This window comes from Streptomyces sp. NPDC042259 (genome assembly GCF_055582085.1).
The window spans coordinates 1,067,579-1,083,611 of the sequence record NZ_JBVJDW010000001.1 but is presented as its reverse complement, the minus strand read 5'-3'; the positions used below and the strand labels follow the sequence as shown (position 1 = coordinate 1,083,611).

The following is a 16,033-nucleotide window of genomic DNA, read 5'->3' as shown; positions in this document are numbered from 1 at the left end:
AAATGCGGGATCATGTGGCCATGTCCGAGGTGTCCTCGCTCACAGGACGGCTGCTCGTCGCGACCCCGGCGCTCGCCGACCCGAACTTCGACCGCGCCGTGGTGCTGCTCCTCGACCACGACGAGGCCGGCTCCCTCGGGGTGGTCCTCAACCGGCCGACGCCGGTCGGCGTCGGCGACATCCTCGCGTCCTGGGCCGGGCTGACCGGCGAACCGGGCGTGGTCTTCCAGGGCGGCCCCGTCTCGCTGGACTCGGCTCTGGGCGTAGGTGTGGTGCCCGGCGAGCCGCACGACCGCCCCGGGCCGGGGCTGAAGGCCGTCAGAGGGGCCTCGGGGGCCGCGCCGGAGGAGGCCGACACGGTCGTGGCCGGCGACGGCCCGCTCGGCTGGCGCAGGGTCCACGGCGCCATCGGGCTGGTGGATCTGGAGGCACCACCGGAGCTGCTGGCGGCGGCCCTGGGCAGCCTGCGGATCTTCGCGGGCTACGCGGGCTGGGGCCCGGGCCAGCTGGAGGAAGAGCTGGTCGAGGGCGCCTGGTACGTGGTCGAGTCCGAGCCGGGGGACGTCTCCGCACCGGACCCGGAGCAGCTGTGGCGGGCCGTGCTGCGCCGCCAGCGCAACGAACTGGCGATGGTCGCCACCTACCCCGACGACCCCAGCCTCAACTGAGCGGTCCGGCTCCGGGCGCCGGTGCGGCGCCCCGCCGGACGGGCGTTTTCCGGCCACGGCCCAGGGTGTGTCGTACGGCTCACCGAAAGGTATGTCGTACGGCTCACCGAAGGGAGGCGCGGCGGCTGGTCGGGGGCTCAACCGATGGCCTCCCACCCCAGTACTCTTGGAAACCATGAGCACTCTTGAGCCCGAGCGCGGGGCAGGGACCGGCACCCTGGTAGAGCCGACGCCGCAGGTGTCGCACGGCGACGGCGACCACGAGCGCTACGCCCATTACGTCCAGAAGGACAAGATCATGGAGAGCGCGCTCTCCGGTTCGCCGGTCGTGGCACTCTGCGGCAAGGTCTGGGTCCCCGGGCGCGACCCGAAGAAGTACCCGGTCTGCCCCATGTGCAAGGAGATCTTCGAAACCATGGGCGCCGGCGGCGACAAGGACAAGGGCGGCAAGGGCGGCGACAAGAAGTAGCCCGCCTTTCCCGGTTCCCTCTCCGTCTCCTCCTCGTCTCCTCCGCGCCGGTGGGCCCCGAGCCCCCTGCCAGGTCGGTGACGGCCCACTCATACGGCCCCCGGACGCGTGAAACGCGCGTTCCGGGGGCCGTACGCGTTGCACGGAGTGCTTGTCCCGATCACGAAATGACGGCGGTGCCCGGCAGGGCCCGGCTCACCCCTTGCCGGGCCGGTTCGGCCGCCCCTAGCCTCCTGACAGTTGTGCACAGCGAAACGCTCATTGCGTATGTTGCAACGCCCATCGGGAGGGGACCTCCATGCCGCTGTCCGCCCGTGTCACCGCCCCGGCGGTGCTTCTCGCGGCGGCGGGATTCACCGCCGTCACCGCCTGCGCGCCCGCCACCTCCGTCGACGGCGCGCGGGGCGACGCGCGGACCGGCACGCTGCGCGTCTGGCTCTTCCGGGAAGTCGACAACAAACCCAAGGAAGCGGTCGTCGACGAGGCCGTCGCCGCCTTCCTCAAGGACCACCGGGGCGTGAAGGTCGACATCGCCTACATCCCCGTCGACACCCGCGCCCAACGCGTCAAGGCCGCCTTCAACGACCCGAAGAGCGCCCCGGACCTCATCGAGTACGGCAACACCGACACCGCCGGGTACGTACGGGACGGCGGACTCGCCGACATCACCGGCGACCTCGCCACCTGGGCCGACGCCAAGGACACCGACCCGGCGGCCAAGAGGTCCGTGACCGTGGACGGCAAGCAGTACGGCGCGCCGCTGTTCGTCGGCGTCCGGGCGCTGTACTACCGCACCGACGTCTTCCGCGAGCTGAACCTCAAACCCCCCGGAACCCTCGCCGAGCTGGCGGGCACGGCCCGCAGGATCCACCGGGAACGCCCCGGGCTCTACGGACTGGCGGTGGGCGGCGCGTACACCTACGGCGCCATGCCCTTCCTGTGGGCGCACGGCGGCGACATGGCCAGACGTCAGGGCCGCCACTACGTCTCCACCCTCGACGACGACGCGGCGAAGAAGGGCATCAAGGCCTATACGGACCTCTTCGGCGACGACAACTGCCCCGCGAGCAAATGCGCCCGGATGGGCGGCAACGACACCGTGCAGGCCTTCGCGTCCGGCAAGGCCGCCATGGCCATCGGCGGGGACTTCAACCACCGGGCCGTGGAGAACGGCAAGGCCAAGGGCGCCTACGCGGTCGTGCCGTTACCCGGGGTGGAACCGGGACGGACAGCCCCGGCCTTCGCGGGCGGGAACAACCTCGGGGTGCTCAAGAGCAGCGCCCACCGCACGCTCACCGTGGACCTGATGAAGACCCTGGCCGGCAAACACACCCAGGCCCGGCTCTTCGACGCGATGGGCTTCCTGCCCACCTACACCGACGTACGGCGGGAGGCCGCACGCCGGCAGCCGTTCGTCGAACCGTTCGTCCGCACCCTCGCGGCGGGCGCGAGATCGGTGCCCGCCTCCCCGGGCTGGGCGGCCGTCGACGCCGGACAGGTGCTGCCGACCATGTTCCAGGAGGTCGTGAGCGGCCGCAGGAGCGTCGACGCGGCGGCGGAACGCGCCGCCCGGAAGATGAACGAGGCGTTCGCGAAATGAGCACCCCGCAGCGGGGCACCGGACGCCGGACCCCCTGGCTCTACCTCGCCCCCGCCCTCCTCATCCTCGGCGGGCTGCTCCTCTACCCCCTGTATCAACTGGGCCTGATTTCCTTCCTCGAATACACCCAGGCCCAGGTCAGCGGTGGCGAGCCCACCACCTTCCGGGGCCTGGCCAACTACCGCGCGCTCTTCGCCGACAGCCAGTTCCGGCAGGTCCTCGCCGCCACCGTGGTCTTCGCGGCCGCCTGCGTCGCGGCCACCCTGGCCGTGGGCTGCGCGCTCGCCGTCCTCCTCACCAGGGTCCGGGCCCTGCCACGGCTGGCCCTGATGCTCGCCGCCCTCGGCGCGTGGGCCACCCCCGCCGTCACCGGCTCGACGGTGTGGCTCTTCCTCTTCGACCCGGACCTCGGCCCCGTCGACAAGCTCCTGACCTGGGCGGGACTGACCGGCTTCGACGGCTACGCGTGGACCTACGACCGCTACAGCGCCTTCGCGCTCGTGCTGCTGGAAATCGTGTGGTGCTCGTTCCCGTTCGTCATGGTCACCGTCTACGCCGGCATCCGGTCGATCCCGGCCGAGGTGCTGGAGGCGGCCGCACTGGACGGGGCGTCACAGTGGCGGACCTGGCGCGACGTCATGACGCCGATGCTCCGGCCGATCCTGGTGGTGGTCACCATCCAGTCGGTCATCTGGGACTTCAAGGTCTTCACCCAGATCTATGTGATGACCAACGGCGGGGGCATCGCCGGACAGAACATGACGCTGAACGTCTACGCCTACCAGAAGGCGTTTGCCTCCTCGCAGTACAGCCTCGGCTCGGCGATCGGAGTGGTGATGCTGGTGATCCTGCTGACCGTCACGGTCGGTCATCTGTGGCTGCTGCGCCGGCAGGGAGAGGAGATATGAACCGGCCCCGGCGTCTCGCGGCGGAGGCGGTGGCGCTGCTGACGGCGGCCGTGGTCGCCTTCCCGCTGTACTGGATGGTGCTCTCGGCCTTCAAACCCGAGGGCGAGATGCAGAGCGACCGGCCCCGCCCGTGGACGCGGCACCCCACCCTGGACGCCTTCCGGCGGGTCTTCGGCCAGGAGGACTTCGGGCGGTACTTCCTCAACAGCCTGCTGGTGGCCGGGATCGTCGTCCTCGTCTCGGCGCTCGTCGCCTTCCTCGCGGCCACCGCCGTGACCCGCTTCCGGTTCCGCTTCCGCACCACGCTGCTCGTCATGTTCCTCATCGCGCAGATGGTGCCGGTGGAAGCGCTGACGATCCCCCTGTTCTTCCTCATGCGGGACGCGGGCGAGGTGGTGCCGGCGATCGGCCTGAACACGCTCGGCTCGCTGATCCTGCCGCACATCGCGTTCTCCCTGCCCTTCGCCGTCTGGATGCTGCGGGGGTTCGTCAAAGCGGTGCCGGAGGCGCTGGAGGAGGCCGCCTACCTCGACGGGGCGAGCCGCACCCGCTTCCTGTGGCAGATCCTCTTCCCCCTGGTCTTCCCCGGACTGGTGGCGACGAGCGTCTTCTCCTTCATCTCCACCTGGAACGACTTCCTCTTCGCCCGGTCCTTCATCGTCAGCGCCACGGAGAACTCCACACTGCCGATGGCCCTCCTCGTCTTCTTCAAGGACGAGGGGAACGACTGGGGCGGCATCATGGCCGCCTCGACCGTCATGACCCTTCCCGTACTGCTCCTCTTCGTACTCGTACAGCGCCGGCTGGTCTCGGGCCTCGGCGGCGCGGTCAAGGACTGACGCCATGAATGATTCCGGTACGGGTCTGCTCCCCTTCCCCCGCGAGGTCTCACCGGTGCCGTCCCCCGGCCGGACCGTCCTCGACGCGGACACCCGCATCGAGGCGCTGCCCGGCACCGAGGGCGTCGCCCGCTGGCTGCGCTCGGCCGTCGGCGCCGCCACCGGGCTCCCGCTGCGCGACGGCACCGGTCCCGGCGGCGGCAACCGCATCGTGCTGTGCGTCGACCCGGCGACGGCGGCGGAACTGGGCCCGGAGGGGTACCGCCTCAGCGACGACGGCGACGGGCCGAGGATCGACGGCGGCAGCGCGGCCGGAGTCTTCTGGGGCGCCCAGACCCTCCGTCAGCTGCTCGGCCCCGCCGCCTTCCGGCGGGCACCCGTCACGGCCCGGACGCGCTGGGAGCTGCCCGCCGTCCGTATCGAGGACGCCCCCCGCTTCGCCTGGCGCGGTGTGCTGCTCGACGTCGCCCGGCACTTCCTGCCCACGGCCGACGTCCTGGCGTACGTCGACCTGCTCGCCGCGCACAAGCTCAACGTCCTGCACCTGCACCTCACCGACGACCAGGGCTGGCGGATGGAGGTCAAGCGCCACCCGAGGCTCACCGAGGTCGGCGCGTGGCGCGCGCGGACCAAGGCCGGGCACCGGGCGTCGCCCCTCTGGGACGAGCGGCCGCACGGCGGTTACTACACCCAGGACGACCTGCGCGAGATCGTCGCCTACGCCGCCGAGCGGCACATCACCGTCGTCCCCGAGATCGACGTGCCCGGCCACTCGCAGGCCGCCATCGCCGCGTACCCCGAACTGGGCAACACCGACGTCGTCGACACCACCTCGCTCTCCGTCTGGGACACCTGGGGCGTCAGCCCGAACGTCCTCGCCCCCACCGACACCACCCTCGCCTTCTACGAGGACGTCCTGACGAAGGTTCTCGAGGTCTTCCCCTCGCCGTTCGTCCACATCGGCGGCGACGAGTGCCCCAAGGACCAGTGGCGGGCCTCGCCGGCCGCCCAGGCGCGGATCGCCGAACTGGGGCTGGCCGACGAGGACGCGCTGCAGAGCTGGTTCGTCCGCCACTTCGACCGCTGGCTCACCGAGCGCGGCCGACGCCTCGTCGGCTGGGACGAGATCCTCGAAGGGGGCCTGGCGGAGGGCGCCACGGTCTCCTCCTGGCGGGGCTACGCGGGCGGGATCGCCGCCGCCCGCGCGGGGCATGACGTCGTGATGTGTCCCGAGCAGCAGGTCTACCTCGACCACCGGCAGGCCGCCGGCGACGACGAACCCGTCCCCATCGGTTACGTCCGCACCCTGGAGGACGTCTACCGCTTCGAGCCCGTACCGCCCGAACTCGACGCCGCCCAGGCCCGGCACGTCATCGGCACCCAGGCGAACCTGTGGACCGAGGCCATGGACAGCCGGCAGCGCGTCGACTACCAGGCCTTCCCGCGCCTGGCCGCCTTCGCCGAGGTCGCCTGGTCCCGGCTGCCCGCCCCGCGCGCCCGCGACTTCACGGCCTTCGAACGCCGGATGACCGGCCACTACGCCCGGCTCGACGCCCTCGGCGTCGACTACCGCCCACCCGGCGGGCCACTGCCCTGGCAGCGCCGGCCCGGCGTGCTCGGACGCCCGATCGAGGGCCCGCCCCCAATCGTGTGAGCCACGCCGGAAGGTGACCGCCCACGTCGTGCGCCCCTGGCACGGTGGTCCCCCTCATGTCCTCCACAGACTGCCGTAAGCCGCGCAAGGGTTCCCAATGCTGGCAATCCGCCTACAGCGGAGACATAGCCGAAAAACGGACCATCTCCCTGGCCGGGGACGGAACGGCGGTTCGCGGACCCTCGCGACGAGGGACTCCGAAGATGTGCCAGAGTTGCCACGTCCGGGCTGTCGGCACGTACCGTACGGCGGGATCAGACGGGCAACAGCCGGGACCACCGGGGAAGGGGCAGCTGGGTTGACCACGCACGCACCGCAAGCGGCGAACACGGTGACGTTGCCGGGCTCGCTCGATGAGGCCGTCGCGGCACTCGCCGCCATGCCCACCGCCGTGCCCGTCGCGGGCGGCACCGATTTGATGGCCGCCGTCAACTCCGGGCTGCTGCGGCCCGCCGCGCTCGTCGGCCTCGGCCGCATCAGCGAGATCCGCGGCTGGCAGTACCAGGACGGCCACGCGCTGCTCGGCGCCGGCCTCACCCACGCCCGGATGGGCCGTCCCGACTTCGCCGCGCTGATCCCCGCCCTCGCCGCCGCCGCGCGCGCCGCCGGACCGCCCCAGATCCGCAACGCCGGCACCCTCGGGGGCAACATCGCCTCCGCCGCCTCCACCGGCGACGCGCTGCCCGTGCTCGCCGCCCTGGAAGCCACCCTGATCGTGGCGGGCCCCGGTGGCGCACGGCGCGAGATCCCCGTCGGCCACCTCCTCGCCGGCTTCGAGATGCTGGGCCCGGGCGAGCTGATCGGCTACGTCCGGGTGCCGCTGCTGCACGCCCCCCAGACCTTCCTCAAGGCCACCGGACGTACGGGACCGAGCCGCGCCATCGCGTCCGTGGCCGTCGTCCTGGACCCGGCCCGGCGCCACGTGCGGTGCGCGGTGGGCGCGGTCGCGCCCATGCCGCTGCGCCCCCTGGACGCCGAGCGCTGGGTCTCCTCGCTCATCGACTGGGACGGCGACCGCACGCTCGCGCCCGAGGCGTGCGCCGCCTTCGGCGAGTACGTCGCGGCCGCGTGCATCCCCGACCCCGCACCGTCCGACCCGGCCCTGGAGGCCGCACCGTCCCCGCGGCACGGGGAGCCGGGCGCCACCCTGCCGCCCGCCGTCCTGCACTTGCGTCGTACGGTGGCGACTCTGGCCCGCCGAGCACTGGGGAGGGCACTCGCGTGAGTGACGAACAGCAGCGACACGCCGCGCCGACCGGGGAGAGCGGCTGGCAGCCGATCCCCCGCGGCGCCGAGTTGGACGCGGAAGGCACGACGTTCGTGCAGCTTCCGCCCGAGCTCCTCGCCCACCCGGGCGCGGCGACCCAGGGCGGCACCTGGGACCCGCTGGCCGCCCCCGGCGCGGGCGGCTACACGCCGCCGACGCCCGCGGCCTGGCAGCAGCCGGCGCCCGCCCAGGAGCAGGATCAGTGGGGTGCGCCCCCCGCGCCCCAGCACGCCGCGCCCCAGGCCCCGCCCCACGCCGGTCAGCACGCCGCGCCCCATGCCGGTCAGCACGCCGCGCAGGAGCCGGTGACCGGGGCGGCTCCGGGACCGTCGGAGTGGCCGGTTCCGGCTGGTTCGTACGATTACGCGCAGGTTCAGCAGCAGGCTCATCAGCACCAGCAGCAGGGGCAGGGCGGGCCGCAGGACTTCGGGCACGTTCCGGCGGGCGAGGGCGGCGGTGCCGACCCGCAGGCGACGGACCAGTGGCCCATGCCGTTCGCCTCCGGCGCGTCCGGTGCGCACACCGGCGCGGGGGCACCCGCCCACGCGTCCCACCAGCACGACGGGTCGACCGGCCAGTGGACGGTTCCGGCGGTCGGGGACGACCCGGTCGACGAGTCCGGCGAGTACGCCCTCCACAACACCGTCGCGCCGCACCCCGGCGCGCCGCAGGACGCCGACCCGCACGACACGGCGCAGTGGCCGGTGCCGTACGCCGAGTCCGAAGAAATCGTGAGCGCCGACGCCTGGCACCAGCCGATGGCGGCCCTCGGCACGGAGACGGGCTCGGGGCAGTGGTCGATCCCGGCCGCGGCGGACGACACGGCGGACGAGTCCGGGGAGTACGCGCTCGGCGGCTTCACGGGCGGGCTCCCGGCACCGGGGGCGTCCTCGTACCCCGTCCCCGTCCCCGCCGACGGACACGGCCCCTTCGCCACTCCCCAGCACGACGCGGGGAACCCGCACGCCACGCACGACACCGCAGTCACCGGTACGGGCGATCATCCGGCCCCGCCGTGGACACGGCCGGCGGACCCGGGCCTTCCCCAGGCGCGGGACGGCGAAGCCGGGCACGAGCACGCACCGGCACCGGCACCGGTGGACGCTGTTCCGGATGCCGAGCCCGCTCCCGCCGCCGCGCGTCACGACGAGTACCCGCATGCCGAGCCCGTCGAGCACGTGACGGAGCCCGCGCGGCCCGAGCAGTTCGAGCGTCCGGCGGAGGAGCAGGCGCCGGACGACGCGCGGCTGCGGCCCGAGCCGTCCGCGTTCCCGCAGGACGCCGCCGCGCAGGCCGAGCCCGCGCGGGCCGAGTACCCGCACGCGGAGGAACCGCAGGCGGCGAACACCGGGCACCCGGCCGGCCACGAGGCGGCCCAGGCGGTCGAGGCAGCCGAGACGGCGGCCCCAGCGGCCGGCCCCGGAGCCGAAGCCCCGCAGCCCGAAGCCCCGTCCGAGGCCCCGCACGCCGAGGTCCCGCATGCTGAGCCTCCGCACGCCGAGGTCCCGCATGCTGAGCCTCCGCACGTCGAGACCCCGCATGCCGAGACTCCGCAGGCCGAGGCCGAGTGGTTCGAGGCCCCGCAGCCCGAAGCCGACCAGACGGCCCCGCTCGACAACCCGCAGACCGAGCACCCCCACGCCTCGTACGTCCTGCGCGTCAACGGCACCGACCGGCCCGTGACCGACGCCTGGATCGGGGAGTCGCTGCTCTACGTGCTGCGCGAGCGCCTCGGTCTCGCCGGAGCCAAGGACGGGTGTTCGCAGGGCGAGTGCGGGGCCTGTTCCGTGCAGGTCGACGGGCGGCTCGTGGCGTCCTGCCTCGTGCCCGCCGCGACCGCCGCGGGCGCGGAGGTCCGTACGGTCGAGGGCCTGGCCGTCGACGGGCAGCCCTCCGACGTCCAGCGGGCCCTGGCCGCGTGCGGGGCCGTGCAGTGCGGGTTCTGTGTGCCCGGCATGGCCATGACCATGCACGACCTGCTCGAGGGCAACCACGCCCCGACCGAGCTGGAGACCCGCCAGGCCCTCTGCGGCAACCTCTGCCGCTGCTCCGGCTACCGGGGGGTCCTCGACGCGGTCCGCCAGGTCGCCGACGAGCGCGCCGAGTCGGCGGCGGCACAGGAAGCGGCGAACGAAGCAGCGCACGAAGGGGCCGACGGCCCGGCACCGGAGACGGCGTACGGAGCCGACTTCGGGGCCGGCCCCGGGCCCGGTCAGGAACAGGCGTGGCCGGGGGCGGACTCGGCACGCATCCCGCACCAGGCGGGCCCGCACGACGATGGCAGCGGAAGGGCAACGGCATGACTGGAATGGGCGGCTCGGCCGGAGCGGCCGGAATCCCCGATCTCCCGGGGATGGCCCCTTCCGCACCCGCCACTCCCACCGAGCCGCCGACCCACGGCCTCGGTGTCTCGCTGCCGGCCGCCGACGCGGCCGCCAAGGCCCAGGGCGTCTTCCCGTACGCAGCCGACCTGTGGGCCGAGGGCCTGCTGTGGGCCGCCCTGCTGCGCTCGCCGCACCCGCACGCCCGGATCGTCTCGATCGACACCTCGGCCGCCGCCGCGATGGCGGGCGTCCGGGCCGTGATCACGCACGCGGACGTCCCCGGTGACGCGGCCCACGGCCGCGGTGTCGCCGACCGGCCGGTCTTCGCTTCGGAGCTGGTGCGCCACCACGGCGAGCCGATCGCCGCCGTCGCCGCCGACCACCCCGACACGGCCCGGCTCGCCGCGGCGGCCATCGCCGTCGAGTACGAGCTGCTGGAGCCGGTCACCGACCCCGAGCAGGCGTTCGCGGCGGAGCCGCTGCACCCCGACGGCAACCTGATCCGGCACATCCCGCTGCGCTTCGGTGACCCGGAGGCGACCGGCGAGGTCATCGTCGAGGGCCTGTACCGGATCGGACGCCAGGACCCGGCCCCCATCGGCGCCGAGGCAGCGCTCGCCGTGCCGCGCCCGGACGGCGGCGTCGAGATCTACACCGCTTCCACCGACCCGCACGCCGACCGCGATCTGGCCGCCGCCTGCTTCGGGCTGGCGCCGGAGCGGGTGAAGATCGTCGTCACGGGCGTGCCGGGCGCGATGGGCGACCGCGAGGACCCGGGCATCCAGCTCCCCCTGGGCCTGCTGGCGCTGCGCACGGGCCACCCGGTCAAGCTCGTGGCGACCCGCGAGGAGTCCTTCCTCGCCCACCCGCACCGCCACCCCACGCTGCTGAGGTACCGTCACCACGCGGATGCCGAAGGCAAGTTGGTGAAGGTCGAGGCGCAGATCCTGCTGGACGCGGGTGCCTACGCCGATTCCTCCGCCGAGGCCCTCGCCGCCGCCGTGTCCTTCGCCTGCGGCCCGTACGTCGTCCCGCACGCCTTCGTCGAGGGCTGGGCGGTACGCACCAACAACCCGCCCTCCGGTCACGTCCGCGGCGAAGGCGCCATGCAGGTGTGCGCCGCGTACGAGGGCCAGATGGACAAGCTGGCGGCCCGGCTCGGCATCGACCCCGCCGAGATCCGGCTGCGCAACATCATGGCCACCGGCGATCTGCTGCCCACCGGCCAGACCGTGACCTGCCCGGCCCCCGTCGCCGAACTCCTGCGCGCCGTACGGGACTTCCCGCTGCCCGCCCTGCCGCTGGACGACGCCGAGACGGACTGGCTGCTGCCCGGCGGCCCCGAAGGAGCCGGCGAGCCCGGCGCGGTGCGCCGTGGCGTCGGCTACGGCGTCGGCATGGTCCACATGCTCGGCGCGGAGGGGGCGGACGAGGTCTCCACGGCCACGGTCAAGGTCACCGGCTCGGTCGCCACCGTCATCTGCGCCGCGGTCGAGACGGGCCAGGGCTTCAGCACCCTCGCCCGGCAGATCGTGCAGGAGGTGCTGGGGCTCGAAGAGGTCTACGTCGCGCCCGTCGACACCGACCAGCCGCCCTGCGGCCCGGCCGCGCACGGCCGTCACACCTGGGTCTCGGGCGGTGCGGTCGAGCGGGCGGCGCGGATGGTGCGCACCCAGCTCCTCCAGCCGCTGGCCCACCAGTTCGGCATGTCCCACGAGCTGCTGACGATCGCCGACGGCAAGATCACCTCGTACGACGGGGTGCTCAGCACGACCGTCGCGGAGGCCCTGGACGGCAAGGAACTCTGGGCGACCGCCCAGTGCCGCCCCCACCCGACCGAGCCGCTGGACGACACGGGCCAGGGCGACGCGTTCGTCGGCCTCGCCTTCTGCGCCGTGCGCGCGGTCGTCGACGTCGACATCGAGCTGGGTTCGGTACGCGTGGTGGAGATGGCCGTCGCCCAGGACGTCGGCCGGGTCCTCAACCCCCGTCAGGCCCACGCCCGCATCGAGGCCGGCATCACCCAGGGCGTCGGCGCGGCCCTCACCGAGAACCTCCGCACCACCGGCGGCCTCGTCCGCCGCCCCGACCTCACGGGCTACTCGCTGCCCACGTCGCTGGACACCCCCGACATCCGCATCGTGAAGCTGGTCGAGGAGCGCGACGTGGTCGCCCCCTTCGGCGCGAAGGCCATCAGCGCGGTCCCGGTCGTCACCTCCCCGGCGGCGGTGGCCGCGGCGGTACGCGCGGCGACGGGCCGCCCGGTGAACCGCCTGCCGATTCGACCGCAGTCGGCGGTGGGTGCGCCCCAGGGGTGACCCTGGGCCGTTCCCGCGGCCCCGCTGCGGGCCGTGCCGTGCGCACCACCGCTGCGCGGCGGTAGTCCTCAATCGCCGGACGGGCTGCTGTGCCTTGTCCTCAATCGCCGGACGGGCTGGTTTGACTGATCCGCCGACGGCCTGCTGCGGGCCGTGCCGTATGCACCACCGCTGCGCGGCGGTCGTCCTCAAGCGCCGGACGGGCTTGATTCGGCTGGGCTATGGCAATCAAGCCCAGCCAAAACCAGCCCGTCCGGCGATTGAGGACGCGCCCGCAGGGCGCTCGCCGCCGCAGGCGGCAACAGCGGCCCGCAGGCCGAAGGAGGCGCCGCCCAGGCAAGAGGCGGCAACGGCGGCCCGCAGCCAAGGACCCGCCGGCCAGTCGAGTGGCGGCCAAGACGGCCCGCAGTCAAGGACCCGCCGCCCGGCGCCCCGTGGTCGAATATCCGCAAGGCCACCGCCTAGTAGGCTCAACCGCCATGCCGCCGGCATAGGCACAGGCTCGGGGGGATCGTTCAACATGTCAGCGCCACGTACGGCCGTTCCGCGACGCATCGGCCCGTACACGGTCATCACCCGGCTGGACGGTGACCGGTACGGGCCACCCGTGCCACCCGTACCGGAGAACCGTTTCATCGCCCGGAGTGCCGACGGTGAACGCACCGTCCTGGTCAGCGTGCCGCGCGCGGGTGCCGACCACGCGCGGTTCGCCGCCGAGGCGGAGGCGTCCCGGTACCTGCTCGGCCCGTGGTCGGCCCCGGCCGCCGAAACCTCAGCCCCTGGCGCGGGCCCGGACGAAGTCCCGTGGCACGCCCGCCCGTACGTCCCCGCCCTGCCGCTGCCCACGGCCCTCGCCGTGCACGGCGGCCCCCTGCCGGAGCGGACCGTGCGCGCTCTCGGCGTGGCCCTCGTGGAGACCCTCGCGATCATTCACGGCCAGGGTCTGGTCCACGCGGGCCTGTCCCCGGCGGCCGTGCTGCTCGCGGCCGACGGCCCCCGTCTGACCTGCTTCGGGGCGGTACGGGCCGCCGCCCCGGACGGCGAGCCGCGCTCCGGCCTCCCCGGCCTGGAGTCGGGCAGCCTCCCGCCCGAGCAGGCAGCCGGCGAGCGCCCGCACCCGATGGGCGACATCTACGCACTCGGCGCGGTCCTCGCGTACGCCGCCACCGGCCACACCGTCCCCGAGCGGGACGAACTCCCGGCCGCCCTGCGCGCCACCATCACCGCCTGCCTGTCCCGCGACCCGGCGGCCCGCCCGCGAGCGGCGACGCTGCTGGAGGAGTTCACGGCCGGGACGTCGGCCGGGGCACCGGACGTGACATCGGACCGGGCCGGCCACGGTGGCGCGCCCGCCACGGTCGTGGGAGACGCGGGCCGCGCGGCGGCGCTGCTGGTCGCGGGCTGGCTGCCGGGCCGGGTGATCGCGGCCATCGCCCGCCAGTCGGCGGCGATCCTCGCGGCGGAGACCCCGGTGGAGACCCCGGCGGAGCCCGCCACCGCACCGGTGCGGACCCCGACCGAGGCCCCGGCGGGCGCCGCCCCGACCGCGCTCCTCACCTCCGTCGACGCCCCTGCCGCACCCGCCGTGCCCCCGACGCCGCCCGCTCCGCCCGCCGCGCCCGGCGAATCCGTCGGCACGCCCGTCGGCACGCCCGCCGAGCCCGTCGTCACCCCCGGCGGTCCCACCGTCGTGCTCGCCGCGCCGCCCGCCCACCCGCGCCAGGACTGATCGATAGCCCATGCCCTTCCCCCTCACGTACGACGACCCGCACCACATAGGCCCCTACCGACTGACCGCCCGCCTGGGCAGCGGCGGCATGGGCACCGTCTACCTGGCCCGGACCGCCGGCGGCCGTACCGTCGCGCTCAAGACGATGCACGCCTCGATCGCCTCGGACACCGCCTGCCGCACCCGGTTCCGGCTGGAATCCGACGCGGCACGCGTCATCGGCGGACTGCACGGCGCCGAGGTCGTCGACGCCGACCCGCGTGCCGAAACCCCCTGGCTGGCCACCGAATACGTGCTCGGCCCGCCGCTCGACGAAGCGGTGCGGCTCGCCGGGCCGCTTCCCGAGTCGTCCGTGCGCGCCCTGGGCGCCGCCCTGTGCGGTGCCCTCGGCCAGCTGCACGGCTCGGACGTCGTGCACCGCGACCTCAAGCCGTCCAACATCATGGTCACGGCGTACGGTCCGAAGGTCATCGACTTCGGCATCGCCCGCGCCCTCGGCGACGACCGGCTCACCCGCACGGGGGCCGCGGCCGGCACGCCCGCCTTCATGTCCCCGGAGCAGGCGACGGGCGGCGAACACAGCCCGGCGGGCGACGTCTTCGCGCTCGCCGGAGTCCTCGTCTTCGCCGCGACGGGCCACGGCCCGTTCGGCAACGGCCAGCCCGCCGACCTGCTGTACCGCGTCCGTTACGAGGCCCCGGACCTGACGGGCGTGCCCGCCGCCCTGACCCCGCTGATCTCCCGCTGCCTGAGCAAGAACCCCGACGAGCGGCCGACCACGGCCGAGCTGGCGGCCGCGCTCCACGACGGCGCCGGGCAGTTCGCCGACCATCTGCCGGACGTCCTGCTCGCGGAGATCGCCCGGCGTGCCACGGAGGTCTGGCAGGCGCCGCCGCCGCGCCTGCCCGCCCCGCCGGACGCGCCCGAGACGTCCGGGCACACCCCGGGCAGCGGCACCGTCACCGCCGCCCTGTCCCGGCGCAGGCTGCTGACCATCACGGGCGGTTCCGTACTCGGCGCGGTGGCGGCGGGCGCCGGGACGTGGGCCTGGCTCGGCGGCGACGAGCAGGCCCCGTACAAGAACCCCGCGCCGGGCCCCGCCGACGGTGCCCAGCCGCGCCGGAAGAACGACTCGGCCTGGCAGTTCCAGGTCTCCGCCCCGCTGGACAACGACGTTCCCCCGGTCCCGCTCGTGGCCGGGAAGCTGGTCACCCTCGTCGTCAACAGCGGCCTCAAGGCGTTCGACGCGAAGACCGGATCGGTCACCTGGGCGTCCGCGTACCAGGAACGCACCTGGCAGACCGTCTCCGATGGCGACCGCGTCCACCGGATCGTGGACACGGGCGAGGCCGAGACCTCCGGCGGCCCGCAACCGCTGGCCATCGCCTCGGTCGATCTCGCCACCGGTGAGGCGAAGAAGCCCTTCGCCCGCTTCGAGGAGTTCAACGGGAGCATCGCCCAGAACCAACTGCTGTGCGTCGCCGACGGCGTCGTTTACCTGGCCGCCGGGCAGGGGGACTCCAGGGCCTCCGGGGACTCCTCCTCCCTCCACGGTTTCATCGGCGACCAGTCCTGGTGGCTGCTCGCCGTCGCCGTCGACTCGGGCCGCAAGCTCTGGAGCCGTCGCCTGACGTCGCGGCCCGACAAGGCCAAGCGACTGCACTTCCTCGCCGCCCATGCCGGCGGCGACCGTCTGGTGCTCTTCCAGGAGACGAACGACGGCAAGGTGCGCGTCGTCGTCCGCGACGCCCGTTCGGGAAAGCCCGTCTGGGACAAGCCGCTGGACGACGCGGCGCCGGACTCCGTGCGGGTGCCGCCGGCGGTGGACGACGATCACCTCTACCTGGGCCTCGGCCCGTTGCGCGCCCTCCGTCTGCGGGACGGCTCGCAGGCGTGGAAGGGCGAGGGCCGCCGGTACGGCCCGCCCACCCTCAAGGACGGTGTGGTGTACGCGGCCCAGGAGGGGCTGGGCGTGGTCGCGTTCGACGCGCACAGCGGACAGCGGCGGTGGGAGGAGAAGGGTGCCGCCGCGGCGAAGCCCGACCTCACGGACCCGCCGGTCCTGGGCCCCAAGTACGTGTACGGCAGGGGGGCGACGGGGCTGCGGATGATCGACCCCACGTCCCGTACGGCGGTCCAGGTGTACAAGACCGTCGGCGAGCGCTTCGTCGCCCATGAACGCAGCGAGATGATCATCGCCTTGGGGGGCTCCTTCCTGGCCGCCTTCCCCCTCCAGTGACCTCAGCAGAAAGCCCCC

10 protein-coding genes and 1 pseudogene are annotated in these 16,033 nt (G+C 73.9%); all 11 read left to right on the top strand.

Annotated features, from left to right (window positions below):
- Positions 1-20 precede the first annotated feature (20 nt).
- A complete protein-coding gene (locus ACZ6MA_RS04890) occupies positions 21-668 on the top strand; it encodes a YqgE/AlgH family protein (protein ID WP_469431046.1) in 648 nt (215 codons plus the stop codon).
- A 175-nt stretch (positions 669-843) separates the two neighbouring features.
- A complete protein-coding gene (locus tag ACZ6MA_RS04885) occupies positions 844-1,137 on the top strand; it encodes a DUF3039 domain-containing protein (RefSeq protein ID WP_469431044.1) in 294 nt (97 codons plus the stop codon).
- Positions 1,138-1,435: 298 nt separating this feature from the next.
- Complete coding sequence (locus ACZ6MA_RS04880; protein WP_469431043.1) at positions 1,436-2,737, top strand: extracellular solute-binding protein; 1,302 nt, start codon at positions 1,436-1,438, stop codon at positions 2,735-2,737.
- Positions 2,734-3,645: a carbohydrate ABC transporter permease gene (locus ACZ6MA_RS04875; protein ID WP_469431041.1), complete on the top strand. Its 912-nt coding sequence runs from the start codon at positions 2,734-2,736 to the stop codon at positions 3,643-3,645. The genes ACZ6MA_RS04880 and ACZ6MA_RS04875 overlap by 4 nt, the downstream gene beginning before the upstream one ends.
- Entirely contained in the window at positions 3,642-4,484 is an 843-nt protein-coding gene (locus ACZ6MA_RS04870) for a carbohydrate ABC transporter permease (protein ID WP_469431039.1), read from the top strand. Before ACZ6MA_RS04875 ends, ACZ6MA_RS04870 begins: the two co-directional genes overlap by 4 nt.
- Before the next feature lie 4 nt (positions 4,485-4,488).
- Positions 4,489-6,138, top strand: coding sequence for a beta-N-acetylhexosaminidase (locus ACZ6MA_RS04865; RefSeq protein WP_469431038.1), 1,650 nt, complete (start codon positions 4,489-4,491; stop codon positions 6,136-6,138).
- A 298-nt stretch (positions 6,139-6,436) separates the two neighbouring features.
- Positions 6,437-7,363, top strand: coding sequence for an FAD binding domain-containing protein (locus ACZ6MA_RS04860; protein ID WP_469431037.1), 927 nt, complete (start codon positions 6,437-6,439; stop codon positions 7,361-7,363).
- On the top strand, positions 7,360-9,708 hold the full coding sequence (locus ACZ6MA_RS04855) for a 2Fe-2S iron-sulfur cluster-binding protein (protein ID WP_469431036.1): 2,349 nt from the start codon (positions 7,360-7,362) through the stop codon (positions 9,706-9,708). Before ACZ6MA_RS04860 ends, ACZ6MA_RS04855 begins: the two co-directional genes overlap by 4 nt.
- A gap of 50 nt (positions 9,709-9,758) precedes the next feature.
- Entirely contained in the window at positions 9,759-12,047 is a 2,289-nt protein-coding gene (locus tag ACZ6MA_RS04850) for a xanthine dehydrogenase family protein molybdopterin-binding subunit (protein WP_469431210.1), read from the top strand.
- Positions 12,048-12,567: 520 nt separating this feature from the next.
- Positions 12,568-13,545: pseudogene (locus tag ACZ6MA_RS04845) on the top strand (protein kinase family protein); the annotation flags it as partial.
- Between the two features lie 241 nt (positions 13,546-13,786).
- The gene (locus ACZ6MA_RS04840) at positions 13,787-16,015 is read left to right on the top strand and encodes a protein kinase domain-containing protein (protein ID WP_469431034.1); all 2,229 of its coding nucleotides are present in this window, start codon (positions 13,787-13,789) and stop codon (positions 16,013-16,015) included.
- The last annotated feature ends 18 nt before the right edge of the window (positions 16,016-16,033 follow it).

Coding starts and splice junctions, on each gene's coding strand:
- ACZ6MA_RS04870 (WP_469431039.1), top strand. CDS start 3,642: ATGAACCGGCCCCGGCGTCTCGCGGCGGAGGCGGTGGCGCTGCTGACG.
- ACZ6MA_RS04850 (WP_469431210.1), top strand. CDS start 9,759: ATGGCCCCTTCCGCACCCGCCACTCCCACCGAGCCGCCGACCCACGGC.
- ACZ6MA_RS04875 (WP_469431041.1), top strand. CDS start 2,734: ATGAGCACCCCGCAGCGGGGCACCGGACGCCGGACCCCCTGGCTCTAC.
- ACZ6MA_RS04840 (WP_469431034.1), top strand. CDS start 13,787: ATGCCCTTCCCCCTCACGTACGACGACCCGCACCACATAGGCCCCTAC.
- ACZ6MA_RS04880 (WP_469431043.1), top strand. CDS start 1,436: ATGCCGCTGTCCGCCCGTGTCACCGCCCCGGCGGTGCTTCTCGCGGCG.
- ACZ6MA_RS04865 (WP_469431038.1), top strand. CDS start 4,489: ATGAATGATTCCGGTACGGGTCTGCTCCCCTTCCCCCGCGAGGTCTCA.
- ACZ6MA_RS04885 (WP_469431044.1), top strand. CDS start 844: ATGAGCACTCTTGAGCCCGAGCGCGGGGCAGGGACCGGCACCCTGGTA.
- ACZ6MA_RS04890 (WP_469431046.1), top strand. CDS start 21: ATGTCCGAGGTGTCCTCGCTCACAGGACGGCTGCTCGTCGCGACCCCG.